Source organism: Pseudonocardia sp. GCM10023141 (assembly GCF_042653605.1).
Window position 1 is genome coordinate 211,804 of the sequence record NZ_JBHSIR010000087.1, and the last position, 24,531, is coordinate 236,334.

Annotated in this window: 24 protein-coding genes; 16 read left to right on the forward strand and 8 right to left on the reverse strand. The window is 74.0% G+C overall.

The genetic code is table 11. From position 1 onward, the window contains the following. The first annotated feature begins 15 nt into the window (after nucleotides 1-15). Complete coding sequence (locus ACFPFQ_RS47680) at nucleotides 16-741, forward strand: DUF2461 family protein (RefSeq protein WP_379629945.1); 726 nt, start codon at nucleotides 16-18, stop codon at nucleotides 739-741. Here the strand turns inward: ACFPFQ_RS47680 and ACFPFQ_RS47685 are convergent. Beyond that, on the reverse strand, nucleotides 690-1,283 hold the full coding sequence (locus ACFPFQ_RS47685; RefSeq protein WP_379629946.1) for a TetR/AcrR family transcriptional regulator: 594 nt from the start codon (nucleotides 1,281-1,283) through the stop codon (nucleotides 690-692). The genes ACFPFQ_RS47680 and ACFPFQ_RS47685 overlap by 52 nt on opposite strands. Before the next feature lie 52 nt (nucleotides 1,284-1,335). Between ACFPFQ_RS47685 and ACFPFQ_RS47690 the strand changes: the two genes are divergently transcribed. Both ACFPFQ_RS47690 and ACFPFQ_RS47695 read left to right on the forward strand, forming a co-directional pair. Then, nucleotides 1,336-2,850 carry an acetyl-CoA acetyltransferase gene (locus tag ACFPFQ_RS47690; RefSeq protein ID WP_379629947.1) on the forward strand — a complete coding sequence of 505 codons (1,515 nt, stop codon included), beginning with the start codon at nucleotides 1,336-1,338 and terminating at the stop codon, nucleotides 2,848-2,850. Continuing rightward, nucleotides 2,847-3,992, forward strand: coding sequence for an acyl-CoA dehydrogenase family protein (locus ACFPFQ_RS47695; protein WP_379629948.1), 1,146 nt, complete (start codon nucleotides 2,847-2,849; stop codon nucleotides 3,990-3,992). The genes ACFPFQ_RS47690 and ACFPFQ_RS47695 overlap by 4 nt, the downstream gene beginning before the upstream one ends. A gap of 57 nt (nucleotides 3,993-4,049) precedes the next feature. On the opposite strand, the gene ACFPFQ_RS47700 is transcribed toward ACFPFQ_RS47695, so the two are convergent. Further along, nucleotides 4,050-4,793 carry a siderophore-interacting protein gene (locus tag ACFPFQ_RS47700; protein WP_379629949.1) on the reverse strand — a complete coding sequence of 248 codons (744 nt, stop codon included), beginning with the start codon at nucleotides 4,791-4,793 and terminating at the stop codon, nucleotides 4,050-4,052. Then, complete coding sequence (locus tag ACFPFQ_RS47705) at nucleotides 4,790-5,407, reverse strand: TetR/AcrR family transcriptional regulator (RefSeq protein WP_379629950.1); 618 nt, start codon at nucleotides 5,405-5,407, stop codon at nucleotides 4,790-4,792. Before ACFPFQ_RS47705 ends, ACFPFQ_RS47700 begins: the two co-directional genes overlap by 4 nt. A gap of 72 nt (nucleotides 5,408-5,479) precedes the next feature. Between ACFPFQ_RS47705 and ACFPFQ_RS47710 the strand changes: the two genes are divergently transcribed. From ACFPFQ_RS47710 to ACFPFQ_RS47750, 9 genes are all read left to right on the forward strand, one after another. Further along, a complete protein-coding gene (locus tag ACFPFQ_RS47710) occupies nucleotides 5,480-6,949 on the forward strand; it encodes a flavin-containing monooxygenase (RefSeq protein WP_379629951.1) in 1,470 nt (489 codons plus the stop codon). A 66-nt stretch (nucleotides 6,950-7,015) separates the two neighbouring features. Next, nucleotides 7,016-7,930, forward strand: a complete 915-nt coding sequence (locus ACFPFQ_RS47715; protein WP_379629981.1) for an o-succinylbenzoate synthase — start codon at nucleotides 7,016-7,018, stop codon at nucleotides 7,928-7,930. Nucleotides 7,931-7,959: 29 nt separating this feature from the next. Next, nucleotides 7,960-8,514: a dihydrofolate reductase family protein gene (locus ACFPFQ_RS47720; RefSeq protein WP_379629952.1), complete on the forward strand. Its 555-nt coding sequence runs from the start codon at nucleotides 7,960-7,962 to the stop codon at nucleotides 8,512-8,514. 112 nt (nucleotides 8,515-8,626) lie between these two features. Beyond that, a complete protein-coding gene (locus ACFPFQ_RS47725; protein ID WP_379629953.1) occupies nucleotides 8,627-9,538 on the forward strand; it encodes an NAD(P)/FAD-dependent oxidoreductase in 912 nt (303 codons plus the stop codon). 10 nt (nucleotides 9,539-9,548) lie between these two features. Next, nucleotides 9,549-10,925 carry an FAD-binding oxidoreductase gene (locus ACFPFQ_RS47730; protein ID WP_379629954.1) on the forward strand — a complete coding sequence of 459 codons (1,377 nt, stop codon included), beginning with the start codon at nucleotides 9,549-9,551 and terminating at the stop codon, nucleotides 10,923-10,925. Then, nucleotides 10,922-12,361, forward strand: coding sequence for an AMP-binding protein (locus ACFPFQ_RS47735; protein WP_379629955.1), 1,440 nt, complete (start codon nucleotides 10,922-10,924; stop codon nucleotides 12,359-12,361). The genes ACFPFQ_RS47730 and ACFPFQ_RS47735 overlap by 4 nt, the downstream gene beginning before the upstream one ends. Nucleotides 12,362-12,384: 23 nt before the next feature. Continuing rightward, nucleotides 12,385-13,386, forward strand: coding sequence for an ABC transporter substrate-binding protein (locus ACFPFQ_RS47740; RefSeq protein WP_379629956.1), 1,002 nt, complete (start codon nucleotides 12,385-12,387; stop codon nucleotides 13,384-13,386). 45 nt (nucleotides 13,387-13,431) lie between these two features. Beyond that, entirely contained in the window at nucleotides 13,432-14,454 is a 1,023-nt protein-coding gene (locus ACFPFQ_RS47745; RefSeq protein WP_379629957.1) for a PHP domain-containing protein, read from the forward strand. A 338-nt stretch (nucleotides 14,455-14,792) separates the two neighbouring features. Beyond that, nucleotides 14,793-16,574, forward strand: a complete 1,782-nt coding sequence (locus ACFPFQ_RS47750; protein ID WP_379629958.1) for a glycoside hydrolase family 16 protein — start codon at nucleotides 14,793-14,795, stop codon at nucleotides 16,572-16,574. Nucleotides 16,575-16,756: 182 nt separating this feature from the next. Here the strand turns inward: ACFPFQ_RS47750 and ACFPFQ_RS47755 are convergent, their stop codons facing one another. Together ACFPFQ_RS47755 and ACFPFQ_RS47760 are read right to left on the reverse strand one after the other, a co-directional pair. Then, nucleotides 16,757-17,725 (reverse strand): carbohydrate kinase family protein, encoded by a 969-nt coding sequence (locus tag ACFPFQ_RS47755; protein ID WP_379629959.1) that lies wholly within the window; start codon nucleotides 17,723-17,725, stop codon nucleotides 16,757-16,759. Beyond that, the gene (locus tag ACFPFQ_RS47760) at nucleotides 17,722-18,165 is read right to left on the reverse strand and encodes an SRPBCC family protein (RefSeq protein ID WP_379629960.1); all 444 of its coding nucleotides are present in this window, start codon (nucleotides 18,163-18,165) and stop codon (nucleotides 17,722-17,724) included. Before ACFPFQ_RS47760 ends, ACFPFQ_RS47755 begins: the two co-directional genes overlap by 4 nt. Nucleotides 18,166-18,218: 53 nt before the next feature. Here ACFPFQ_RS47760 and ACFPFQ_RS47765 point away from each other — a divergent pair, with 53 nt between their 5' ends. After that, nucleotides 18,219-18,851, forward strand: a complete 633-nt coding sequence (locus tag ACFPFQ_RS47765; RefSeq protein ID WP_379629961.1) for a pyridoxamine 5'-phosphate oxidase family protein — start codon at nucleotides 18,219-18,221, stop codon at nucleotides 18,849-18,851. Here the strand turns inward: ACFPFQ_RS47765 and ACFPFQ_RS47770 are convergent, their stop codons facing one another. From ACFPFQ_RS47770 to ACFPFQ_RS47780, 3 genes are all read right to left on the reverse strand, one after another. Beyond that, nucleotides 18,852-19,232, reverse strand: coding sequence for a PASTA domain-containing protein (locus tag ACFPFQ_RS47770; RefSeq protein ID WP_379629962.1), 381 nt, complete (start codon nucleotides 19,230-19,232; stop codon nucleotides 18,852-18,854). A 172-nt stretch (nucleotides 19,233-19,404) separates the two neighbouring features. Then, nucleotides 19,405-20,559, reverse strand: coding sequence for a hypothetical protein (locus tag ACFPFQ_RS47775; protein ID WP_379629963.1), 1,155 nt, complete (start codon nucleotides 20,557-20,559; stop codon nucleotides 19,405-19,407). A 182-nt stretch (nucleotides 20,560-20,741) separates the two neighbouring features. Next, nucleotides 20,742-21,248, reverse strand: coding sequence for a 2'-5' RNA ligase family protein (locus ACFPFQ_RS47780; protein ID WP_379629964.1), 507 nt, complete (start codon nucleotides 21,246-21,248; stop codon nucleotides 20,742-20,744). Nucleotides 21,249-21,329: 81 nt separating this feature from the next. Here ACFPFQ_RS47780 and ACFPFQ_RS47785 point away from each other — a divergent pair, with 81 nt between their 5' ends. Genes ACFPFQ_RS47785 through manD form a run of 3 tightly spaced genes read left to right on the forward strand, consistent with a single transcriptional unit; the run spans nucleotide 21,330 to nucleotide 24,525 of the window. After that, nucleotides 21,330-22,346, forward strand: coding sequence for a LacI family DNA-binding transcriptional regulator (locus tag ACFPFQ_RS47785; RefSeq protein WP_379629965.1), 1,017 nt, complete (start codon nucleotides 21,330-21,332; stop codon nucleotides 22,344-22,346). Continuing rightward, nucleotides 22,343-23,314: a 2-hydroxyacid dehydrogenase gene (locus tag ACFPFQ_RS47790; protein ID WP_379629966.1), complete on the forward strand. Its 972-nt coding sequence runs from the start codon at nucleotides 22,343-22,345 to the stop codon at nucleotides 23,312-23,314. Before ACFPFQ_RS47785 ends, ACFPFQ_RS47790 begins: the two co-directional genes overlap by 4 nt. Then, nucleotides 23,314-24,525: a D-mannonate dehydratase ManD gene (gene manD / locus ACFPFQ_RS47795; RefSeq protein ID WP_379629967.1), complete on the forward strand. Its 1,212-nt coding sequence runs from the start codon at nucleotides 23,314-23,316 to the stop codon at nucleotides 24,523-24,525. The genes ACFPFQ_RS47790 and manD overlap by 1 nt, the downstream gene beginning before the upstream one ends. Nucleotides 24,526-24,531: the final 6 nt, after the last annotated feature.

Here is a 24,531-nt window from a genome sequence, read left to right on the forward strand (position 1 = left end):
CCGACGGAGGACGCCATGACCGACCACAACGGATGGCCGATCGAAGCACCGACACTGCTCGCCGAGATCGCCGCCGACAACACCCTCGAGTTCTGGCGGGCCAACCGCGAGCGCCACGAGGAGCTGGTGCTGGCTCCGATGCGCGAGCTGGCGGTGGCGCTAGCCGTCGACTTCGGCCAGCTGCGGGTGCTGCGGCCCCAGGTCAACAGGCGGTTCCGACCGGAGGTGCCGCCGTTTCGCACCGACACCGGCGGCGTGGCCACCACCGGGGGCGGCAGCCTGCTCGGGGTGGTGCTGTCGGCCACCGCGCTGTCGGCGTCGGGGGGCATCTGGGGGTTCGACCGGGCCCAGCTGCAACGGTTCCGGGCGGCGGTCGACGGCCCGCCGGGCGCGGATCTGGAGGCGGTGCTCACCGCGACCCCGGGCTTCGAGGTCCACCGTGGACGGGCGCTGGCGAGCGCACCGCGCGGGTGGTCGTCCGGGCATCCGCGGATAGCCCTGCTGCGCCACCGCGGGCTGCAGCTCACGCGCTCGTGGGAGCTCGGGCCCTGGCTGGAGTCGGGCGAGCCGTTGCGGCGCGTCCGTGCCGCGTGGCACGCGCTGGCACCGCTGCTGGGCTGGCTCGACGAGCACGTCGGCGCCGCCGATCCGGTGGCGGCCCGGCCCCGTCCCGCGCCGGCCGCGGAGGTTCAGCCCGCGGCGAGCGCGGAGAGCACGAGCGACACCAGCCGCTCGGCGTAGCCGGGGTCGGGCTCGGGGCGGGCCCCGACGGGGGCGAACAGGACGTGGCTGAGCACGGCGCCCGACACCAGCTCGAGCAGCATCGTCACGGGTGTCGTCGCGGGCAGCTCGCCCCGTGACACCGCCCGGGTCACGATGTCGCGGGCCATGAGCAGCCTGCTGGCGTTGAGGGCGTCGGCGAGGCGGGCGAGCAGGTCGGGATGCACCCGTGCCTCCAGCGTCGCCCGCAGCGTCACGAGACCGGCCGGGCCGGCGTAGCCGTCGAGGAGCTGGCGCGCGAGCTCCACGAGGTCGCCGTGCACCGAGCCGGTGTCGATCGGCTCGGGCAGCGGGCCGCGGGCCTGCAGCGCGGCCGCGAGCAGCTCGCCCTTGGAGTTCCAGCGGCGATACAGCGCCTCGCGGCCGACGCCGGCGCGGCGGGCCACCGCCTCGAGCGTGAACCCGGCCCAGCCGGTCTCCCAGTAGACCTCCAGCACGGCGTCGTGCACGCGCGACTCCACGGCGGGATCCCGGGGGCGGCCGCGTGGCCGGCTCTGCTGCATGCGGGCATTGTGGCATTTACAGACACGTGCTGTCTGTATTAGCGTCCGCCGCATGCGCGACGAGGTCCGTCCGGTGCTGGTCGGCGTGGGACAGGTGCGCGGCAACCGGGAACGGACCGTTGCCGGCGCCCGCGAACCGCTGGAGCTGATGCTCGACGCCGTGCGGTCCGCCGCGGCCGACGCGGGCGTGCCGGGGCTGCTCGCGCAGGCCGACTCGGTGGCCACCGTCTACGTCGCGAGCTGGGCCTACGACGAGCCGGCGGCGCGCGTGGCCGCGCGCATCGGTGCCCGCCCGACCAGGCTCGTGGACTCGCCGGTGGGCGGCCAGTGGCCGTCGCGGCTGGTCGAGGACGCGGCCGCGGCGATCGCCGCGGGAGAGTCCCGCGTCGCGCTCATCGCGAGTGCCGAGGCGTTGGCTTCGGTCGGTGCGCTGCGCAAGGCGGGCGTCGATCCCGTCGACGCGGGCTGGAGCACCGATCCGGGCGGCCCGCCCCCGTACCGGGGCACCATGGGCGCCCCGGCGATGCACGCGTCCGGGTTGCTGCCGCCCACGCGGGTCTACCCGTTGTTCGAGAACGCGCTGCGCCACGCCCGGGGCGAGACTCCGGAGCAGGCCGCGGCGTCGGCCGCCGAGCTCTACGCGGCGTTCACCGCGGTCGCCGCGGGCAACGATGCGGCGTGGAACCCGCAGGTGCGCACGGCCGCGGACATCGCCGCGGTCGGGCCGGGCAACCGGATGATCTGCGAGCCGTACCCGCTGGCCGTCAACGCGATGCCGCACGTCGACCAGGCCGCCGCGGTGATCGTCACGTCACTCGCGGCAGCCCGGGAGGCCGGGATCGCGCCCGAGCGGATCGTGCACATCCGGGGTGGCGCCGGCGCCGACGACGCCGGTGACGTCGTCGCGCGGCCCGGCTTCGCATCCTCGGCCGCGCTCGCGTCGGTGCTGGACCGCGCGCTCGCCGGGATCGACCCCGCCGAGCTCGACGTCGTCGAGGTCTACAGCTGCTTCCCCGTCGTGCCGAAGTTGATCGCCGCGCACCTGGGCCTCCCGCTGACGGCGCTGGCCGGCGTCACGGGCGGGCACAACGCGTTCGGCGGCCCGCTGTCGAGCTACACGCTGCACTCCTACGTCGCGGTCGCGCAGCGGCTGCGGGCCGGCGCCCGGCTGGCGCTGGTGCACGGCAACGGCGGCTACCTGACCTACGAGCACGCCACGGTGCTCGCGCGCGATCCGCACCCCGACGGCTACACCGGTGATCCGGTGCCGCGCGACACCGCGGGTGCCGCGCCCCCGATGGCGGCCGTGCCCGACGGGGCGGACGTCACCGTCGAGACGGCCACGGTCGAGTACGGCCGCGACGGCGCCCCGGCGCAGGGGTTCCTGATCGGGCGCACCGCCGACGGCGCCCGCTTCGCCGTCGCCACCGCACCCGGCGACACCGCGAGCGCGCACCGGTTGTCGCTGTTCCCCGACGGTCCCGGCGGCGCGGGCCGCGAGATCGTCGGGCGCACGGTCCGCGTCACCGCCAAGGACGGCCACGCCGTCATCGAGGAGCCCGCATGACCGACGACCCGTGGCGCACCGAAGAGCGGCTCGCGCTGCGCGCGCTGGTCGCCGACTTCGCCGAGCGCGAGATCGTGCCGCACCTGGCCGACTGGGAGCGCGACGGCGAGGTGCCGCGGGAGCTGCACAAGAAGGCGGCCGACGTCGGGCTGCTCGGCGTGGCGTTCCCCGAGGAGGTGGGCGGCGGCGGGGGCGACGCGATCGACGCCGCCATCGTCACCGAGCAGATCATGCTCTCGGGCGGCTCGGGAGGGCTCATCGCCGCGCTGATGACGCACGGCATCGCGCTGCCGCACATCGTCGCCGCCGGCGACCCGGAGCTGATCGACCGGTTCGTCCGCCCGACGCTGGCCGGCGAGATGATCGGCGCGCTCGGCATCACCGAGCCCGACGGCGGGTCCGACGTCGCGGGGCTGCGCACGCGGGCGGTGCGTGACGGCGAGGAGTACGTCGTCGACGGGGCGAAGCTCTACATCACCTCCGGCGCGCGGGCCGACTTCGTGACCACCGCGGTGCGCACCGGCGGCCCCGGCCACCCGGGCGTGTCCCTGCTCGTCGTGGAGCGCGGGACGCCCGGTTTCACGGTGTCGCGCAAGCTCGACAAGATGGGCTGGCGCTGCTCGGACACCGCCGAGCTGGCCTACGCGGGTGCCCGGGTGCCGGTGGGCAACCTGGTCGGTGTGGAGGGCACGGGGTTCCTCCAGATCGCGCAGCACTTCCAGAGCGAGCGGATCGGGCTGGCCGTGCAGGCCTACGCCACCGCGCAGCGCTGCTTCGACCTGACGATGACGTGGATCCGCGAGCGCGAGACGTTCGGGCGGCCGCTCTCGTCACGGCAGGTCGTGCGGCACAAGATGGTGGAGATGGCGCGCCAGATCGACGTCGCGCGCACCTACACGCGCGCCGTCACGTCCCGCTGGCTCGCCGAGGGCGGGATGCTGACCGAGACGGCCATGGCGAAGAACACCGCCGTCGCCGCCTGCGACGCGGTGGTCTACGACTGCGTCCAGCTGCTGGGCGGCCTGGGCTACATGCGCGAGCACGAGGTGGAGCGCCACTACCGCGACGCACGGCTGCTGAGCATCGGCGGCGGCACCACGGAGATCATGAACGAGATCATCGCGAAGGGCCTCGGGCTGTAGGGCCGCTCGACCTCCGGGGAGGGCTGACGTCCAGGGAGGGCCGACGTCCGGGGAGGGTCAGCGCGCCCGCCAGTACCCCGTGGCGTAGACGGCCCGCCGGTCCAGCCCGCGCTCGTCGAGCAGGTGCTTGCGCAGGTCCTTGACGCACGCGGACTCGCCGGAGAGCCAGGCCTGGGTGCGGCCGGGCGGGAGCTGCGCGTCGCGCACCGCGGCAGCGAGGGGCACGCCCGCCTCCTGATCGCCGCGGTGCACCCAGCGCACGTCGGCGGTGCCGGGCAGGTCCTGCTCCTCGCCGGCGTCGGCGACCTCGAGGAACGCGATGGCCGGCACGTCGCCCGGCAGCGCCTCCAGCACGGTGGCGACGGCGGGCAGCGCCGTCTCGTCGCCGATCACCACGTGCAGCTCGGTCCCGGGATCGGGCACGTACCGCCCGCCCGGCTCCGACACCGCCACCCAGTTGCCCGGCTGCGCCTCGCGGGCCCACGCCGCGGCCGGGCCGTGACCCTCGTGCAGCACGAAGTCGACGTCGAGCTCGCCCGCGCCGGCGTCGAACCGCCGCACCGTGTAGGTGCGGATCGCGGGTCGCGCCTCGCCAGCAGGCCAGACCGGTCCGCCGGACGCCGCGCGGGGGATCGCGGGGCGCTCCTGGCCGGGGACCGGGAAGAACATCTTGATCCGGCGGTCCGGGCCGTCGCCGGTGAAGCCGGCGAGTTCGTCGCCCGCGAGTGTCACGCGGATCATGCGCGGTGTGATCCGCTCGCTGCGGCGGACCTGCAGGAGGCGGGGGGCAGTCGTGCTCACCCGGGAGATTGTGCCTGCTGCCCCTTGCCCTGCCTGCCGCCCAGGCCCGTCCACACGAGGTCCATGAGGTACTCGGTGGCCTCCGCGCTGCTGACGGTGCCCGCTCCGCCCCGCCAGATCGCGAGCCGCTCGCTCGCCCCGACGATCACCTGCGCCCATGCCGTGAGCCGCTGCGGCTCCGCATCGGGCGCCTGCGCGGCGAGCAGCGCGGCGATGAAGTCGGTCTGCTGGGCACGGATGCTCTCCAGCGCCTCGCCCGCGATCGTGGCCTCCGAGTACAGCAGCATCCAGGACGGGCCCTGGGCGTCGAGGTAGTCGAAGAAGGCCTTCATGCCGCGGCGCAGGACGTCCTCGGGGTCGGCGGCCGCGGCCACCGCGGTCATCGTGGTCTCGAGCAGCTCGGCCCGCGCGCGGGCGATGCAGGCGAGCAGCAGGCCGTCCTTGGAGCCGAAGTGCGTGTAGAGCACCGGCTTCGTGACGCCCACGCGTTCGGCCACGGCGTCCATCGAGGCGTTCTGGAAACCGCGGTCGGTGAAGACGGCGACGGCCGCGTCGAGGATCTGCTGCTCGCGCTCAGCGCGGCTGAAGCGTCGGCGCGGGGTCCTGGTGTCCACGAACGAGACACTACCGCAGGTAAGTTACCCGTGGTAAGTTACCGCAGGTAACATTGACCGGGAGGCACTGCGATGACCGAGATCCCCACGACCATGACGGTGGACGTTGCCATCGTCGGCAGCGGGTTCGCCGGGCTGGGAGCCGCAGCGCGGCTGGTCCAGGAACACCGGCCGGACTTCGTGGTGCTGGAGAAGGGCGCGACGCTGGGCGGTACGTGGCGCGACAACACCTACCCGGGCTGCGCCTGCGACGTGCCGTCGCACCTGTACTCGTTCTCGTTCGCGCCGAACCCGAACTGGACGCGGTTGTTCGCGCGCCAGCCGGAGATCCGCGCGTACCTGGAGCAGCTCGCCGACCGCTTCGACCTGCGCTCGCGCATCCGCTTCGGCGCCACGGTGACCGGCGCCGAGTGGGACGGTACGAGATGGGTCGTGCAGCTCGCCGACGGCACGATCGTCAACGCCCGCGCCGTGGTGTGGGGCACCGGTGCTCTGCACGAACCGTCGGTGCCGGAGATCGAGGGGCTCGACGCGTTCACGGGCACGGCGTTCCACTCGGCGCAGTGGGACCACGGCCACGACCTGCGCGGCAAGCGCGTCGCGGTGATCGGCACCGGGGCGAGCGCCATCCAGTTCGTGCCGCAGATCCAGCCGGGGGCCGCGTCGCTCACGCTCTTCCAGCGCACGCCGCCGTGGGTGCTGCCCAAGCCCGACCGGCCCATCCCGGCCCCGCTGCGCGCCCTCTACCGGCTGCTGCCCATGGCGCAGCGGGTGGCCCGCTCGGTGATCTACGCCCGCAACGAGCTGCTGGTCAGCGGCTTCCTGCACCCGCGCCGGATGCGGGTCGTCGAGCGGTTCGCGCGGCTTTACCTCGACCGAACGTTCGCCGGTAGGCCCGACCTCAAGGCGAAGGTGACCCCCGATTTCACGATCGGCTGCAAGCGGATCCTGATGTCCAACGACTACTACGCGGCGCTCAAGAGTCCCAACGTCGAGGTGGTGACCGACCGGATCGCGCGGATCACCGCGACCGGCGTCGTCACCGCCGACGGCGTGGAGCACCCGGTCGACACGATCATCTTCGGCACCGGGTTCCGGATCGCCGACAGCCTGGGCCGGCTGACGATCACCGGCCGCGACGGTGTCAAGCTCAACGACGTGTGGCGCGCCGGACCCGAGGCGTTCCTCGGCACCACGGTGGCGGGCTTCCCGAACCTGTTCCTGCTCGCCGGCCCGAACACGGGGCTCGGGCACAGCTCGATGATCTTCATGATCGAGTCGCAGGTGAACTACGTGCTCGACGCGCTGCGTGTGCTCGATGTCAGCGGGGCGCGAGCCATCGACACGCGCCCGGAACGGCAGGCGCGGTTCAACGCCGAGCTGCAGGGCCGGCTCGACGGTTCGGTGTGGAGCCAGGGCGGCTGCGCGAGCTGGTACCTCGACGAGAACGGGCGCAACCACACCCTGTGGCCCGGCTACACGTTCGACTTCCGCCGCCGCACCCGCGCGGTGGACCCGGCCGATCACGAGCTCGTGGGGTAGCTCGTGCTCGGTCGACCCGCCGCGGCTACCGTCGCCCGGGTGCAGGTCAGCGTCTACTCCATCCCGATGACCACGCGCTTCCGCGGCATCACCACCCGCGAGGGGATGCTGATCGAGGGCGCCGCCGGCTGGGGTGAGTTCTGCCCGTTCACCGAGTACGACGACACCGAGTCGGTCCCGTGGCTCGCCGCCGCGGTCGAGGCCGCGGAGCAGGGCTGGCCGGAGCCGGTGCGCGACCGCGTGCCGGTGAACTGCATCGTCCCGGCCGTCGACCCGGAGCATGCGCAGCGGCTCGTGCGCGCGTCGGGCTGCACCACGGCCAAGGTCAAGGTCGCCGACGCACCCGGCTCGCTGCCCGCCGACCGGGAACGTGTCGCCGCCGTGCGCGACGCGCTCGGCCCGGCCGGTTTCGTGCGGGTCGACGCCAACGCGCGCTGGGGCATCGACGAGGCCGTGACGGCGATCCAGGCACTCGACCGGGCCGCAGGCGGCCTGCAGTACGTCGAGCAGCCGTGCCCGAGCATCGAGGAGCTCGCCGCCGTGCGCCGCCGCGTCGACGTCCCGATCGCTGCCGACGAGTCGATCCGCCGCGCCGAGGACCCGCTGCGGGTCGCCGTCGCGGGGGCCGCCGACATCGCGATCCTCAAGTGCGCACCGCTGGGTGGGGTGCGCCGCGCGCTCGCGGTCGCCGAGGCGTGCGGGCTGCCGTGCGTGGTGTCCTCCGCGCTGCAGACGAGCGTCGGGCTGGCCGCCGAGCTGGCGCTGGCCGCCGCGCTGCCGCAGCTGGACTTCGCCTGCGGGCTGGGCACCGGCGCGCTGCTCACCGCGGACGTCGTCGACGCGCCGCTGGTGCCCGTCGACGGCTGGCTCGCGGTACCCCGCCGGGCGCCGGAGCCCACGCACCGGGCCGCGGTCGCCGCGGCGGCCGACCGCGCCGCCTGGTGGCAGGCCCGCCGGGATCGGGTGGCCGCGCTGCGATGAGTTGAGCGCCCGCCGCAGGTCGTAACGGCATGCGCAAACTCATCGTGCAGGAGCTGATCAGCGTCGACGGCTGCGTCGCCGACGAGAAGGACGGGCTCGACTTCTTCGAGGTGGTTGCCGACTACAGCGAGTCCGACCGCGACAGCCTCGCGATGATGGCCGGCGTCGACACGATCCTGCTCGGCAGCGTGACCTACGGGATCTTCGCCGACTTCTGGCCCACCGCGGCCGGCGAGCCGATGGGCGAGGTGATCAACACGACGGCCCGGACGGTCTTCTCGGCATCGCTGGACGCGGCGCCGTGGGGCCGGTTCGCGCCGGCGCAGCTGGTGGCGGGCGACGCCGCCACCCACGTCCGGGCCCTGAAGCAGGCGCCGGGCAGCGACATCGTCGTGTGGGGGAGCATCTCGCTGGCGCAGTACCTGTTCGCGGCGGGCCTGGTCGACGAGCTGCGCCTGACGGTGGTGCCGACGCTGGTCGGTCCCGGCAGGCGGTTGGGGTTCGACCGGGATCGCACGCTCCGGCTCACCGACACCAAGCGCTACGCCTCCGGGCTGGTCGGGCTGCGCTACGCCATCGGCTGACGCCCTGCGGCTCGGTCCGGGATCGCAGCATGGTGGCTTTCCAAGCGTCCAGTCGCAGGATGGCCACCATGCTGCGATGGGAGAGGGCCGGTCGGCGCTCTAACCTCCGCGCATGACCGTGATCGTCGTGGGTGCCGGCCTGTCCGGCATCGCCTGTGCCACCGAGCTCGCCGCCGCCGGCATCCCGGTGCGGGTGCTGGAGCGCTCCGACGTCATCGGCGGCCGGATGGCGAGCCCGCTGCTGCACGGCCGTCCGGTGGACGTCGGCGCGGCGTACTTCACCGTCCGCGATCCCGGGTTCGCCCAGGTCGTGGCCCGCTGGCAGGCCGCGAGGCTGGTCCACGAGTGGACCGACGAGCTCGCGGTGTTCGACGCAGGCCGTCGCAGCACCGCGCCCGGCCCGATGCGCTGGGCCGCCCCCGGCGGGCTCGGCAGCCTGGTGGCCGAGCTGGCCACCGGCCTCGACGTCGAGCTGGGTCGCGCGGTGCGCCACGTCGGCCCGGGCCCGATGGTCGACGGCGAGCGCGCCGACACCGTCGTGCTCGCCATGCCCGACCCGCAGGCGCTGACATTGCTCGATCCGGTCGCCCCGGCCGCCACCGACCTCGCCGAGCGTGCGTGGCGACCGGCGCTGGTCGTCGCGGCCGGGTTCGCCGAACGGGCGTGGGAGCCGCTGCCCGCCGCGTTCGTCAACGGCCACCCGGTGCTCGCGCACGTCGCCGACGACGGCAACCGCCGCGGCGACGGCGCCCCGGTGCTGGTCGCGCACACCACGGCCGAGCAGGTCGGCGTGGGAGTTCCCGCGGTGCTCGCCGCCGTCCGCGCGCTGCTGGGCATCCCTGCCGAGCCGCAGTGGTCGCATGCGCTGCTCTGGCCGCAGGCATCGCCAGCAGGCGATCGCGACCGGCCGTTCCACATCGGAGCCGACGGCATCGCGCTCGCCGGCGACGGGTGGGGCAGCTCACGCATCGAGACAGCCTGGCGTTCCGGTGCACTGCTGGGCCGGGCACTGTCCAGCGCCTAACGTCGCCTCCATGACCGTGCTCGACGAGCGGGCGGCTGCGTTGCCGCGCCAGCACCTGCTGACCGACGCCGACACCGTGCGGCCGTACCTGCACGACGAGGCCGAGTGGGCCGACTACGGCGGTGCGATCGCGGTCGCCCGGCCGGGCTCGACGGCCCAGGTCGCTGCGGTGGTCGCGGCGTGCGCGCGCCACGGCGTCCCGATCGTGCCGCGCGGTGCGGGCACCGGGCTCTCGGGCGGCGCCAACGCCGTCGACGGCTGCGTCGTGCTCACCACCGAGCGCATGAACGACATCGTCGAGATCAACCCGGCCGAGCGGCTCGCGGTCGTGCAGCCCGGCGTCGTCAACGACGACCTGCGCGCGGCCGTCGCCAAGGAGGGGCTCTGGTACCCGCCGGACCCGGCCAGCGCACCGTGGTCGACGATCGGCGGCAACGTCGCCACCAACGCGGGCGGGCTGTGCTGCGTCAAGTACGGCGTCACCCGCGACTACGTGCTCGCGCTCGAGGTCGTCACGGCCGCAGGTGAGGTGCTGCGGCTCGGGCGGCGCACCGCGAAGGGCGTGGCGGGCTACGACCTCGCGGGGCTGATGGTGGGCTCCGAGGGCACGCTCGGCGTGATCACCGAGGTCACGGTCAAGCTGCGGCCGATGCGCACGAGCCCGCCCCGCACGATCGTCGGGTTCTTCGACAGCCTCGCGGCGGCGGGGGACGCCGTCTCCCGCGTCACGGCACGGGGACTGCAGCCCGCGGCGTTCGAGCTGATCGACCGCGTCTGCCTGCAGGCGGTCAACGCGTGGAAGCACACCGGGCTGCCCGAGGACGCCGCCGCGCTGCTGCTCGCCCAGACCGACCTGCCGGAACCGGCAGCCGAGCAGGAGGCGCAGGCGATCCACGACGAGTTCGTGGCCGCAGGCGCGCAGGACGCGATGCTGTCCACCGACCCGATCGAGGCGGAAGCGCTGTTCGACGCGCGCCGGCTGGCCTACCCCGCGCTGGAGCAGCGCGGCGAGGCGATGCTCACCGAGGACGTCTGCCTGCCGCGCGGGCGGCTCGCCGAGATGCTCGCACGCATCGAGGGGATCGCGGCCCGCCACACCACGATGATCGCCACCGTCGCGCACGCCGGCGACGGCAACCTGCACCCGCTGATCCTCACCCCGCACGGTGACGAGGACGCGAAGGCCCGCGCGCGGGCGGCGTTCGACGACATCGTCGACGCCGCGCTGGAGCTGGGTGGCACCGTCACCGGCGAGCACGGCGTCGGCCTGCTCAAGATGGACGGCATGCGCCGCGAACTCGGAGCGGGCGTGCTCGCCATGCAGCGGGCCGTCAAGCAGGCCCTGGATCCGGCGGGGATCCTCAACCCGGGCAAGGTGGTCGGATGATGGCGTCCGACCTGAGCCCGCTGCTGCCCGCGCTGCTCGACCCGCCCGACCGTGTCGCACTGCGTTTCGGAGCGCCCGGAGCGATCGCCGCCGAGCTGACCTACGCCGAGCTCGCCGCCGTCGCAGGCGGGCTGGCCGCCCGGCTGGCCGGACACGGCCGCGTCGCGGTGCACGCCACCCCGAGCGTCCACACGGCGGTGGCGGTCACCGCGGCGCTGCTCGCGGGCGTCACCGCCGTCCCGATGAACCCCAAGCTCGGGCAGCGCGAGCTCGACCACGTGCTCGCCGACTCCGCACCGGAGCTGGTGCTGGCCGCGCCCGGCGTCGCGCTGCCGGATCCGGTTGCGGCGCTGCCACGCATCGACGTCGACCTGGCCGCATCGGGTTCGGTGCCCGATCGGGAGCAGGCGGCCGCTGGTCCGGCGCTCGTGGTCTACACCTCCGGCACCACCGGGATGCCCAAGGGTGCGCTGCTCTCGCGCGCCGCCCTCGCCGCCAACCTGGACGGGCTCGCGCAGGCCTGGGAGTGGACCGCCGAGGACCTGCTGGGCCACGCGCTGCCGCTGTTCCACGTGCACGGACTCGTGCTCGGGGTGCTCGGCCCGCTGCGTCGCGGGGGAACGCTGCACCACCTCGGCACGCTCGACGCGGCGGCGCTCGCCGCCTCGGGCGCCACGCTCGTCTTCGGCGTGCCGACGCAGTACCACCGCCTCGCCGGGCAGCTCGAATCCGACGCGGCGTCGGCCACGGCGATCGGACGAGCGCGGTTGCTCGTCTCGGGTTCCGCGGCGCTCACCGCCGTCGACCACGCCCGGCTGCGCGCGGCCACCGGCCTCGCGGTGCGCGAGCGCTACGGCATGACCGAGACGCTGATCATCACGGCGGCCCGGGCCGGCGACGACCCCGAGCCCGGCGCCGTGGGGCACCCGCTGCCCGACACCGACGTCCGGCTGGTGCCGCTGCCCGGCGACGGGGGTGAGGGCCTGGGCGCGGTGGAGGTGCGGGGGCCGGCGCTGTTCGACGGCTACCTCAACCGCCCCGACGCGACGGCGGCGACGCGAACGTCCGACGGCTGGTTCGCCACCGGCGACATCGGCCGCTGGACGGAGTCGGGCCAGCTCGCCCTCGTCGGCCGCAGTGCCACCGACCTGATCAAGTCCGGCGGCTACAAGATCGGTGCGGGGGAGATCGAGAACGCTCTGCTGGAGCATCCCGGTGTCGCCGAGGCGGCCGTGATCGGGATCCCGGATGCCGATCTGGGGGAGCGGATCGTCGCCTTCGTCGTGGCAACGGGGGAGCCGCCTGCCGAGCGCGAGCTCGTGGACCACGTCGCCACGCTGCTGAGCCCGCACAAGCGGCCGCGCGAGGTGCGGTTCACCGACGCGTTGCCCCGCAACGACATGGGCAAGGTGGTGAAGGCGAAGCTGCCCCGCTGATCGTGGCGTGGTGAGATAGATAGGTGAGCCTGTCCTACTCCCGTCGTCGGGTACTGGCGCTGCCGGCCGTCGCACTCCTCGCGGCTGCCTGCGGCGCCCCCGTCGCGCCGCTCTCGGCCGCTCCGGCCGTCGGCGGCCCCTGGGCGGCACCGCGCGGGGTACCGGCCGGGATGGGCAGCCCGGCGGCCGATGGCGTCTTCCCCCGCGAGGTCACCCACTTCGGTGGCACCACGCAGATCCCGGCCGCACCCCGACGCGTCGTCGTGATCAGCACCGGCCAGCTCGACGGGCTGCTGGCGCTGGGCGTGCTGCCCGTCGGCGCCGCCCGTGGTGACGACGCCGTGCTGGTGCCGCCCTACCTCGCGACCGCCTTCCCGCAGCAGGCGGCAGGCCTCGTGGCACTGGCCGACCTCGGCCTGCGCACCGCACCGAACCTCGAAGCGATCGCGAAGGCCGCACCCGACCTGATCCTCGCCAACAAGGCGGGAGTCGAGGACCTCGCGCCGCAGCTGGCGCGGATCGCGCCCACCGTGCTCACGCAGGGCACGGGGGTGAACTGGAAGCAGGACCTGCTGCTCGTCGCCCACGCGCTGGGCAGCGCCCAGCACGCCCAGCAGCTGCTCGACACGTTCAACGCCGACGCCGCCGCGGTGGGCACCCGCACCGGCACCGCGACCACGGTGTCGTTCCTGCGGATCACGGCCGGCCGGATCCGGGTGTTCGGCGTGCCGTCGTTCACCGGCAGCATCGCGCAGGACGCCGGCCTGCCCCGGCCGTCGACGCAGACCTTCGGCGCCACCTCGCAGGACATCAGCCGCGAGGAGCTGGCCAAGGCCGACGGCGGGCACGTCTTCTACGGGGTGCAGGGCGGTGCGAGCGACGTGCTGACCTCCGACGTCTGGAAGCGGATGGGTGCCGTCGCCGCGGGGCGGGCGACCGCCGTCGACGACGACGTCTGGTACCTCAACGCCGGGCCCGTCGCGGCGCGGCTGGTACTGGACGGGCTGGCCGCGACGTTGGGCTGATCGGCCACCGGCAGGCCCGTCGGGCACTGTGCGACGATCGGCCGCGTGAGCGAACCCCGGGACGCCGTCGCGGATCTGCGCCGCATCGCCTTCCTGCTGGAGCGGGCGCACGAGTCCACCTACCGCGTGCGGGCCTTCCGCGGGGCCGCGGCCGTGCTGAGCAAGCGCGATCCCGACGAGCTGACCTCGCTCGCGCTCTCGGGTGAGCTGGTGCGGCTCAAGGGCGTCGGGGAGGTCACGGCCCGGTGCGTGATCGAGTCGCTGACCGGGGAGGAGCCGGTGTACCTGCGCCGGCTCGAAGCCATCGAGGGCACGCCGCTCGACGAGGCCGCGCAAGCCCTGCGGGAGGCGATCCGCGGCGACTGCCACAGCCACACCGAGGCCTCCGACGGCGGCTCGCCGATGGCGGAGATGGCCGAGACGGCCCGCTCGCTGGGCCACGACTACCTCGTGATCACCGACCACTCACCCCGGCTGACGGTGGCCAACGGGCTGTCGGCCGACCGGCTGCGGGCGCAGCTGGAGCAGGTGGCCGCGCTCAACGCCGAGCTCGACGGGACCTTCCGCGTGCTCACCGGCATCGAGGTCGACATCAACGAGAACGGCACGCTCGACCAGGACCCGGACCTGCTCGCCCAGCTCGACGTCGTCGTCGCCTCGGTGCACTCCAAGCTGCGCATGCCGCGCGCCGACATGACGCGGCGCATGCTCAAGGCCATCGCCAACCCGCTCGTCGACGTGCTGGGCCACTGCACCGGGCGGATGGTCACCGGCAACCGCAAGCGTCCGGAGTCGGAGTTCGACCCGGCCGCGGTGTTCGCGGCGTGCGCCGAGAACGGCGTAGCGGTGGAGGTGAACTCGCGCCCCGAGCGGCTGGACCCGCCCAAGCGGCTGCTCCGCCTGGCCGTCGAGGCGGGATGCTCGTTCACGATCGACACCGACGCCCACGCGCCGGGCCAGCTCGACTGGCTCCGCAACGGCTGTGAGCGCGCCGCCGCGTGCGGGGTGCCCACCGAGCGGGTGCTGAACACCTGGACGGCCGACGCGCTGCTGGCGCGGAGCCGCTGAGCGGTCAGCAGGCCGGCCCGGACGTGGTCCGGTTGCGAACTGCCAACTGACCACGGCGGGTGACATCGCCCGCGAGGCCGACCGACGTCGTTCCGGTCGTCCGGAGATGCCCGATGCCGGCAACCGGCAGGTCATCGAGCGTGCGCTGGATCTCGGTCGCGGCGGGGACGGACCGGCCGAGCCGGCAACGCTGCGTGAACGGTGTTGCGACACAGCGCGATCGTTCGCCTCGATCGTGGGCCACCCGACGGGGTGACTCGCCTCGCGTTGTGCACGGATCGCCGCTTACATGGCGCCGGACAGTGATGCTGGAGGTGCAGGAGGTGAACGTGGTGCGAATGCCCAGATTGTCCCGCTCGGTCGTGGCGCTGCTCGGGGTGAGCGTGTTGCTGGCCGCAGGTGGAGCGGTGGCGCAGGCGAGTGCGACCCCTGCCGCCTCGGCTCCCCAGGCGGCATCGACCGCCGGGTCCCTGCTCGATGCCGACTCCCACGATGACGCCGACTCCCCTGGCGACGGGGACGCGCCCGATGAGGGCGATGCGCCCGACGGCGGCGATGCCCACGACGGCGGCGATGCGCCCGACGATGGCGATGCCCACGACAGCGGGGACTCCCACGACGGCGGGGATGCCCACGACGGCGGGGATGCCCCCGGCGGCCCCGCCACTCCCGGCGACTCCGGCAACCCGGGTGAGACCGGTGATGCGGGCAGCACCGCCGCCCCGACGACCCCGGCCACTCCTGCCGACCCGGCCACTCCGGCCGACCCGACCGCTCCCGCCGACCCGACAGCCCCGGCTACGCCGACCGCTCCCACCGACCCGGCCGCGCCGGCCACGTCGACCGATCCGGCGACTCCGGCGCCTGCCGATCCCGCCGCACCGGCTCCCGCCCAGCAGGCGGCACCGGCTGCGCCCGGCGCGTCGGCGACGCCCACCGTCCCGGCGACACCTTCGGTCCCGGCCGTGCCGGCCGACCCGGCAGTGCCGAGCGACCCCGCCGACCCGGCACTGCCGTCGGTGCCCGCCGCGCCTGCCGTCCCGAACGGTGCGCCGGTGCCGCAGTCCGGCCTCCGGGCGCCCGCTGCGGTCTCGCAGCCGCCTGCCCCGGCACCGTCGGCTCCCGCGGCACCGGCTCTGCCACCTTCTGCCCAGGCCACTCCCGCACCATCGGCGCCGGTCGGGTCGGTACCGGCCCAGCCGGCACCGACCGTCCCCGCCCCGGCAGCATCGGCACCCGAGCCCGCCCCAGTGGCTCCGGCGCCGGCCGCTCCCGCCCTCCCCGCACCTGCCGTCCCGGCTGTCGGGGCTGCGCTCCCGACCCCGCCGACCCCGCCCGCTCCGGGAGCGGCGACACCGGCGGCCTCGCACTGCCCGACCACGGCGGCCGCGAAGTACAACTGGGGCGCCCCGACACGGCAGTCCGACTTCAACGGCACCACGCTCCCGGCGGACTGGCACGCCTACGGCCCCGAGCCCGGCCACAACAAGGCCGGAACGCGGTCGCCGAACGCCATCACGGTCAAGGACGGCGCGGTGACCATCGCCTCGGACCAGGAGGGCAACACCGGCGCCATGAGCTGGCACCCCGGCCAGCAGTACGGGCGGTGGGAGGCGTGCGTGAAGTCCGATGTCGGCAAGGGCGGGTTGAACGCGGTGATGCTGCTGTGGCCCGTGGCCGAGGACTGGCCCGTCGGTGGTGAGGTCGACTGGATGGAGATCTCCGACGAGAGCCGCCAGGGCACCGACTTCTTCCTGCACTACGGCGCCGACAACAACCAGGAGAGCGCGTCGGTGCAGCACGACGCGACGCAGTGGTCGGCGTTCGGGCTGGAGTGGACGAAGGACAAGATCACGGCCTACGTCAACGGCGACGAGTGGTACTCCACCACCGACAAGAGCCACTTCCCGCCCGCGCCGATGAACATGACCCTGCAGCTGGACTACTTCGGCGGGGCCGGCGGCGGCACCGCGATGCACATGGACTGGGCCAAGCAGTGGGCCCTGCCCGAGAGCGTTCCCGCGAAGCTGTCGCTGGAACCGGGGGCGCCCGCCACCGGCCAGAGCGACGTCTACCCCGAGCGCGCACCCCACGTGCTCGCCGGCGGCACCACCCAGTAAGGGGTGCCCACAAGCTGTGGGCGGCGGGTGACGCAAGGATCTGGGGCCGTCACCCGCCGCCCACGGACCCACTGCGTCGCGGCCGCGAGGATTGCAGGAAAGCCACTTTCCCGCAACGTCGTTGCGGCAAAGTGGCTTTCCTGCAACGCCAGAGCGCGCTGGCCCTGCACGGTCGGAGCGTGCTAGCTGCGGCTCTGCGCCTGCAGGTCCGCCGCGGTGGGCGGGTCGGCGCCGCGCCGCGAGCAGGTGATCGCCGCTGCCAGTGCCGCCTCGTCGAGCAGGGCGTCGAGGGTGGCGGCGTCGACGGCCCGCAGCGCCGGGCGGGCGTCCGCACCGAGCAGCCCACGGCGGTACAGGCCGGCGAGCAGCGCTGCGGAGAACGTGTCGCCCGCCCCGACGGTGTCGATCACCTCGACCGGGACGCCCGGGCGTCGGGTGCGCAGGCCGCCGGACGTGCCGGCGAGTACCCCATCACCGCCGAGCGTGACGGCCACGAGCGCCGGGCCGCGGGTGAGCCAGTCCGCCAGCACCTCGTCGGCGGTCGAACCGGGGCACAGCCAGTCGAGGTCCTCCGCGCTGACCTTCACGACATCCGCGACGGCCAGCAGCTCGTACGCCCCGGCGAGCACGTCGGCGGGCTCGCCCATGAGCCGCGGGCGGCAGTTGGGGTCGTAGCTGATCGTGGCCGTTGCTGCGGCCCGTTTCAGCAGTCCCCGCAGCACCGCAGCGCCGGGCTGCTCGGTGAGCGCGATCGAGCCTGAGTGCAGCGCCACGACCGGACCGTCGGCTCCGGGGTCGAGCGCGGTGGCCAACTCGGCGGGGGTCCACTGCCAGTCGGCGGTGCCGGTGACGCGGAAGTCGTAGGTCGCGCCGCCGTCGGGACCCACCGAGACCATCGCCATCGACGACTGCTCGGTGGCGGCCACCGCGTGGTCGAGCTGCACCCGATTGGCCTCGAGATGGGCGCGCACGCGCCTGCCCAGCAGGTCGTCGGAGATCCGGGCGAGCAGCCGCGACGGCACGTCGAGCCGGGCCAGCGCCACCGACACGTTGGCGGGGCTGCCGCCCGGGGCGATCTCGAGGTAGTCGCCGACCGGTGCCGGGACGAGGTCGACGAAGGCTTCTCCCGCAACGGCGACGATGCCGGTCATGCGGTGACGGCCGCGTCCAGCTTGGCCAGCACGCCGTCGTGGATCCGCTGCAACCCCTTGGGCGCGAACGTGCGCTCGAAGAAGCCGCCGATGCCGCCCGCCCCGTTCCAGGTGGTCTCCACGACCACGGTGCTGCGGTCGGATCCGGCGGGCGTGATCGTCCAGGTGGTGACCATGCTGGAGTTGGTGTCGCGCTCGACCACGCGGTCGGCCGCCGGGACAGTGACCTCCACGAGCTGGTCGCGCACCCGCTTCTTCGTGGCCTGCAGCGTCCAGTGCACCTTGCTGCCGGCCCCCTGCCCGCCCGCCTCGACGCGGTAGTCGCCGTAGTTGTCCGTGAGGATCTGCGGGCGGACCGTCTCGTAGTCGGCCACTGCCGCCCGGACCTGCTCCGCGGGGGCCCCGATCGTTCGTTCGGCGCGCGCCGTCACCTGTGCCATGGCCGACATCCTGCCGCACCCGGATTCCGCGGTTCGCAAGTAGCGTGGGGTGGGTGGATGTACGGGTAGATGTCGAGATCACCTCCCTTGCCGACCTCGAGGCGGTCGTCGGCCTGCCGATCCAGCGCGTGGCCGACAAGGTGCTGCCGGCACTGCTGCCGATCCACCGGCAGTGGATCGCCCACTCGCCGTTCCTCATGCTGGCCACCACTGCGGCCGACGGCACGTGCGACGTGTCGCCCAAGGGTGATCCCGCGGGCTTCGTCAAGGTGCTCGACGACCGGACGATCGCGGTGCCAGAGCGGCCGGGCAACCGCCGGGTGGACGGCTACCGCAACGTCCTGTCCAACCCGCACGTCGGCCTGATCTTCGTGATCCCCGGCCGCGCCGACACGCTCCGCGTCAACGGCCGCGCGCGGGTGCTGCGCGACGCCCCGTACTTCGACGAGATGGCGGTCAAGGGCAATCGGCCGATCCTCGCGCTCGAGGTGGCGGTGGAGGAGGTGTTCTTCCACTGCGCGAAGGCGTTCCTGCGCTCGCAGCTGTGGCAGTCGGGCAGCTGGAACCCCGACGCTGTGCCGTCCCGTCCCCGGATCGCCCAGCAGCTGGAACGCCCGGACGCCTCGCTGGAGGAACTGGAGCGCTACTACGGCGCCGCGTACGCCGAGGGGCTCTACCGCGGTTGATCAGCGGCAGGCCTCCTCGAGCTTGACGCTCGCGAAGTCGATCTTCGCGTCCGCGTTGATCGGTTGGCCGGGTGCCACGTTCTGCCGGCAGACCTTCCAGTTGCGGTCGAGCACCTGGTGGCGACCGGCTCCGGTCGCGTCCGACGACGTCGTCACGAAGATGGCGTTTCCGGTCAGAGCCTGGATGGCGTCCTGGGCGTCCTGGAGGTTGCGTCCGACGAGGTCGGGCATGACCCAGCCGGCGGCCGCCCGACCGGTCGGGGCCGGTGCGGAGGTCGCGGCGGGTGCGACCGGTGCTGTCGGGACCGGTGCCGGGGCACTGCATGCGACGGCCCCGGCCAGCAGGACGGCGACGGCGGCGCCGCGCGTCAAGGTGATCATGTTCGACCACGCGCTGGTGACAGGCTCGGAGTCCGCATCGTGGAAACATAGCGGGTTGGGTGGTTGCTGGATCGCGCGTTCGGCAGGGTCCGGGCAGTCACATGGTTCGATGAGGCCCCCACAGAACCGGCCCGACCCGCACACCCCCCTCCATCGAGGCCTGCCCGGCCCCTCACCGCGCCGTCCACTCCATGACCGGCCCCTCGTGCAGCGCCGCGTAGACCCGGTCCCGCAGCACGTTGGCGGCGGCGTCGGTCAGCGTCCGGTCCAGCGGGCGCAGCACGATCCGCACGAGGACGTTGGACTGTCCCGCCACCGTGCCGAGCCGCTGCTGCACGTGCACCGGCAGGTCCTCGTGGGCCGTGACGGTCCGGACGGTGAGCGACTCGAGCACGTCCGCGTCGGGTCCGAGGCCGTTGCGGGCGCGGTCGCCGATCAGCTCGTGGTCGACCCCCGAGTTGCCGACCCCAGAGCTGTCGTCCCCGGAACCGATGACGACCGACAGGTCCCGCTGCACCGCCGGTTGCATCGAAACGGGACGCCACGGGGCGAGGTCCAGCATCTGCTCGGCGATGCGGGGGTCGGTGGCGCGCAGCAGCCGGATGTCGGGCACGTGCTTGCGCAGCATGAGGGCGCGGTCCAGGCCCATGCCGAGCGCGAGCCCACTCCACGCGCCGGGGTCGAGTCCGGCGCCGGACAGCACGTGCGGCGCGACGAGCCCGCACTCGGCCAGCTCCACCCACTCACCGTCGTGCTCGACATCGATCTGGTGCCCGTGCACCGTGTAGGGGTGCGTGGCGGGCACGGCCCGCCAGCGGGCCCCCGGCAGCAGCGCCTCGACGAGCGTGGCGATCATGTCGAGCAGGTCGTCGCGGACCATCGGGCGGTCGCGGACGACGCGCCACAGGTCCACCTGGTGCGGGGTGCCCACGTGCAGCCGGTCGATGACGTCGCGGCGGTGGACGAGCCCGGGCAGCACCAGCAGCACGTCCGAAGGTGGGGGAGTGCGCGCCGCGAGCCCCCGCAGCGCGGGCGGGATCCCGGCCGACGTGTGGCTGCGCAGCATCACGGTGTCGCTGACGTAGCGGGTGTAGCGGCCGTCGCGGGTGACGTCGGCGGGGTCGTAGCCGAGCCGGTCGTAGTTGTCCTCGACGGCGACGACGCCGCGGGGTCGCTGCACCGTGACGGCGCAGCTCCAGCGGTCGGCCAGTGCGGTGACGGCGCTGTCGAGCAGCGTCTGCAGGGCATGGGGGCCGTCGGCGGGGTCGGTGAGGTCGCGCAGGCGCAACGCGGACGCGATCTCGTTCGGGGTGAGCAGGGTGATCATGGCTGGTCCTCACGGTGACGGAACGAGGGAGACGTCCCCGGCCACCGCGGGCGCGGGATCAGGCGTGCCGGCGCAGGCCCCCGCGACCGCTGTGCGGCCGGGGGCGGATAAATCGCTGCAGGCGTGCCATGGGCCGAGGGTAGCGGCCCCGGGACGCGAGGTCATGCGAGTTGGGCCCAGCCTCACTCCCGCAACGGGAACGCGGCCAGGTCGTCGAGCCGTGGCCGTCCCGGCGCCGATCGGTCGGCCACCAGCACCACCGCGGTCGCTGTCCACGACGCCGCGAGCGGTGCCCCGCCCACCTCCTTCGGCACCCGGCCCCTGGCCAGCACGAGGTCGGCCCGGAACGGCTGCGGGTGCGTCACGGGCACCAGCCCGGCCGTCGCGTCGAACACCGCCTCGGCGAGCTCGTCCAACCCGGCGACGGGCGCCGCGAGCCACTGGCCGGAGCGGCGCTCCGTGACCGGCCCGAGCACGCACGTGACGGCGGGCGCCCCGGCGAGCTCCGCCGCGAGCGCCTCGACGAGCGCCGCGACCAACCGCTCGGCCACGTGTCCGAGCGGGCGCACCTTGACGATCCACTGCGCCGGCAGCGACCAGATGATCCCCGGCACCGGCTCCCGTGGCAGCGCGGCCACCGCGGCTCGCACATCGGCGGGCAGGTGCACCGCCACCGACAGCCTGGTCACCGCCACAGGCTTCCAGGTGATAGCCCGACAATCCTTGCGCAACACTTGACAATATTGCGCAAAGCGGCGCAAGGTGAGGCCGTGGCCGCCACCCTCACCGATGTCGCGAAGCACGCGAACGTCGCACTGTCCACCGCGTCCCGGGCGTTCAGCGATCCCGGCCGGATCGGGCCCGACACCCTGCGCAAGATCCTCGCTGCGGCGCAGGAGCTGGGCTACTCCCCGCCCGTCGCCCGGCTCGTGGAGCCGCTCGCCACCGACGCCACCACCGTGGCCGTGATCGTTCCTGACATCGCCAACCCGGTGTTCGGCACCTTCGTCAAGGCGGCACAGGCGCAGGGCTGGCACCGGGGCCAGACGGTGGTGCTGGCCGACACCGACTTCCAGCCCGACCGCGAGCGCGAGGTGATCACCCGCCTGCGCACCCGGGTGGACGGCATCGTGGTGTGCTCACCGCGCCTCGACGCCGCCGAGGTGCTCGCGCTGTGCGGCCGCACGCCCGTGGTGCTCGTGAACCGCGAGGCCGCCGGTGCCGACTGCATCGTCTCCGACGCCACCGACGGGCTGCGCCAGACGATCGACCACCTCGCCGCGCTCGGTCACCGCAGGCTGGTCTACGTGCAGGGCTCGCAGCGCTCGTGGTCCAACGCCCACCGCGTCGAGATCGCGAGCACGCTCGCCGCCGAGAGCGGGCTGGAGCTGAAGCTGCTGGGCTGGCAGGCCGAGACGGTGGCGGGTGGCCGGGCCGCCGCGGCCAGCGTCGTCGCGTCCGGCGCGTCGGCCGTGATCGCCCACAACGACCTCGTGGCGCTGGGGGTGCTGGCCGGCGCGCGGGATCTGGGTGTCCGCGTCCCCGACGACCTGAGCGTGGTCGGCATCGACGACATCCCGCTTGCCGAGGTCTCGTACCCGACGCTGACCAGCGTCGCCGTGCCCACCGCCCGGTCCGGCTCGCAGAGCCTCGACCTGCTGTGGAAGACCCTCACCGGCGAGCGCCAGACGCCGCGGACGCTGCGCCTGCCCACGCAGCTCGTCGTGCGTGGATCGACCGCCCCGGTGGGTACCCGTACCGCGTCAACCGTGCAGGAGCTGGCATGAAGGTCGTCGTCGTCGATCAGAACCTGGTGCCGTTGCGCGCCGAGCTGGAGGCCGGGCTGCCGCCGGGCACCGTCGCGGTGTGGCCGCGACCGGCCGACATCGAGGCCGAGCTGGTCGACGCGGACGTGCTCGTCAGCGGCGTCTGCACGGCGGCGATGGGCGCTGCGGGCAAGGGCCTGCGGCTGGTGCACTCGGTGGGCGCCGGCACCGACCGGATCGACGCCGCCGCGCTGCCGCCGGGCACGGTCGTGGCCAACACCTTCCACCACGAGGACTCGATGGCCGAGTACGTCGTGGCCGCCACGGTGTTGCTGCGCCGTGGGTTCCTGCGCCAGGACGCCGCGCTGCGCCGCGACGAGTGGGCCACGCCGGTGTACCGCCCGGACGCACCGTGGACCGTGGCGCTTCCCGGCGCGACCGTCGGCTTCGTCGGCTTCGGCCACATCGGCGCGCGGACGTGGGAGCGGTTCCGCGCGTTCGGCGCCAGCGGCATCACCGTCACCCGCCGCGGCGACGTGGATGCCGCCGCCCACGGGCTGGAGTGGTCCGGCTCGGTCGACGACCTCGATGCGCTGCTCTCGGCCTCGGACGTCGTGGTCGTGTCGGTGCCCCTCACCCCCGAGACAACCGGCCTGATCGACGCCCGCAGGCTGGCGCTGATGCGCGCCACCGCGGTGCTGGTCAACGTCGGGCGCGGCCCGCTGGTCGACGAGCACGCGCTGTTCACGGCGCTGCGCGAGCGCACGATCGGCGCCGCCGCCGTCGACGTCTGGTACCGCTATCCCGACGCCGGGGGCGTCGCCGCCCCGAGCGCGCTGCCCTTCCACGAGCTCGACAACGTGCTGATGACACCGCACTCCTCGGGCCTCACCCAGCAGACGTTCGTGGCCCGCGCGGCCGACATCGCCGCCAACATCCGGCGCCTCGCCGCGGCCGAGCCGCTGGTCAACGTCGTGACGGTGGCCTGATGGACACCATTACCGCCGCCGACGTCGTTGTCACGAGCCCCGGCCGCAACTACGTCTCGCTCAAGATCACCACCTCGGACGGCGTGGTCGGCTGGGGCGACGCCACCCTCAACGGGCGCGAGCTCGCCGTCGCGTCCTACCTGCGTGACCACGTCGCGCCGCTGCTGATCGGCCGCGACGCCGCGCGCATCGAGGACACCTGGCAGTACCTCTACCGCGGCGCCTACTGGCGGCGCGGGCCCGTGACGATGACCGCGATCGGCGCCGTCGACGTCGCGCTGTGGGACATCAAGGGCAAGACCTGCGGCCAGCCCGTCTACCAGCTGCTCGGCGGGGCCGTCCGCGACCGCATCCTGAGCTACACCCACGCGTCGGGGTGGGAGGTGTCGCAGCTGCTCGACGCGATCGACGAGAAGCGCGCGCTCGGTTTCCGGGCGATCCGGGCGCAGTCGGGTGTGCCGGGCCTCGACACCGTCTACGGCGTCACCAAGTCGGGCAGCTACGAGCCCGCCGGGCGCGGCACCGCGCCGGACGAGGAGGTCTGGGACACCGAGGCCTATCTGCGCCATGCCCCGGTCGCGATGGCCGCGGCCCGCGAGCACGCCGGCCCGGAGCTGAAGCTGCTGCACGACGCGCACCACCGGCTCACCCCGATCCAGGCGGCCCGGCTGGGCAAGGCGCTGGAGCCGGTGGACCTCTACTGGCTCGAGGACGTGACACCCGCGGAGAACCAGGAGGTGCTGCGCCGGATCCGCCAGCACACCACGGTCCCGCTCGCGATCGGCGAGGTGTTCTCCACCATCTGGGAGTTCCAACAGCTCATCACGGAGCAGCTGATCGACTTCGTGCGTGCGGCCGTCTCGCACGCGGGTGGCATCTCCCACTTGCGCCGGATCGCGGCGCTGGCCGAGGTCTGGCAGGTCCGGCTGGCCCCGCACGGCCCGTCGGACGTCTCGCCGGTGGCGATGGGGGCGGCGCTGCACCTCGGCCTCGCCACGCCGAACCACGCGATCCAGGAGTACATGGGCCATCCCGAGCTCGCCGGCGAGGTGTTCCGGCACGCCTGGAGCTACGCCGACGGTCACCTGCACCCCGGTGACGCACCGGGGATCGGGGTCGAGGTCGACGAGGCCGCAGCGGCCCGCTTCCCCTACCAGCCGGCGTACCTGCCGGTGGCCCGCCGTCGCGACGGGTCGGTGACGGACTGGTGACGCCCT

Bases quoted from the DNA above. Each gene is read 5' to 3' on its own strand.
- ACFPFQ_RS47695 (WP_379629948.1), top strand. From the start codon at position 2,847: ATGACCGACGACCCGTGGCGCACCGAAGAGCGGCTCGCGCTGCGCGCG.
- ACFPFQ_RS47685 (WP_379629946.1), bottom strand. From the start codon at position 1,283: ATGCAGCAGAGCCGGCCACGCGGCCGCCCCCGGGATCCCGCCGTGGAG.
- ACFPFQ_RS47735 (WP_379629955.1), top strand. From the start codon at position 10,922: ATGATGGCGTCCGACCTGAGCCCGCTGCTGCCCGCGCTGCTCGACCCG.
- ACFPFQ_RS47760 (WP_379629960.1), bottom strand. From the start codon at position 18,165: ATGGCACAGGTGACGGCGCGCGCCGAACGAACGATCGGGGCCCCCGCG.
- ACFPFQ_RS47770 (WP_379629962.1), bottom strand. From the start codon at position 19,232: ATGATCACCTTGACGCGCGGCGCCGCCGTCGCCGTCCTGCTGGCCGGG.
- ACFPFQ_RS47725 (WP_379629953.1), top strand. From the start codon at position 8,627: ATGACCGTGATCGTCGTGGGTGCCGGCCTGTCCGGCATCGCCTGTGCC.
- ACFPFQ_RS47750 (WP_379629958.1), top strand. From the start codon at position 14,793: ATGCCCAGATTGTCCCGCTCGGTCGTGGCGCTGCTCGGGGTGAGCGTG.
- ACFPFQ_RS47710 (WP_379629951.1), top strand. From the start codon at position 5,480: ATGACCGAGATCCCCACGACCATGACGGTGGACGTTGCCATCGTCGGC.
- ACFPFQ_RS47720 (WP_379629952.1), top strand. From the start codon at position 7,960: ATGCGCAAACTCATCGTGCAGGAGCTGATCAGCGTCGACGGCTGCGTC.
- ACFPFQ_RS47790 (WP_379629966.1), top strand. From the start codon at position 22,343: ATGAAGGTCGTCGTCGTCGATCAGAACCTGGTGCCGTTGCGCGCCGAG.
- ACFPFQ_RS47730 (WP_379629954.1), top strand. From the start codon at position 9,549: ATGACCGTGCTCGACGAGCGGGCGGCTGCGTTGCCGCGCCAGCACCTG.
- manD (WP_379629967.1), top strand. From the start codon at position 23,314: ATGGACACCATTACCGCCGCCGACGTCGTTGTCACGAGCCCCGGCCGC.
- ACFPFQ_RS47755 (WP_379629959.1), bottom strand. From the start codon at position 17,725: ATGACCGGCATCGTCGCCGTTGCGGGAGAAGCCTTCGTCGACCTCGTC.
- ACFPFQ_RS47775 (WP_379629963.1), bottom strand. From the start codon at position 20,559: ATGATCACCCTGCTCACCCCGAACGAGATCGCGTCCGCGTTGCGCCTG.
- ACFPFQ_RS47690 (WP_379629947.1), top strand. From the start codon at position 1,336: ATGCGCGACGAGGTCCGTCCGGTGCTGGTCGGCGTGGGACAGGTGCGC.
- ACFPFQ_RS47680 (WP_379629945.1), top strand. From the start codon at position 16: ATGACCGACCACAACGGATGGCCGATCGAAGCACCGACACTGCTCGCC.
- ACFPFQ_RS47715 (WP_379629981.1), top strand. From the start codon at position 7,016: ATGACCACGCGCTTCCGCGGCATCACCACCCGCGAGGGGATGCTGATC.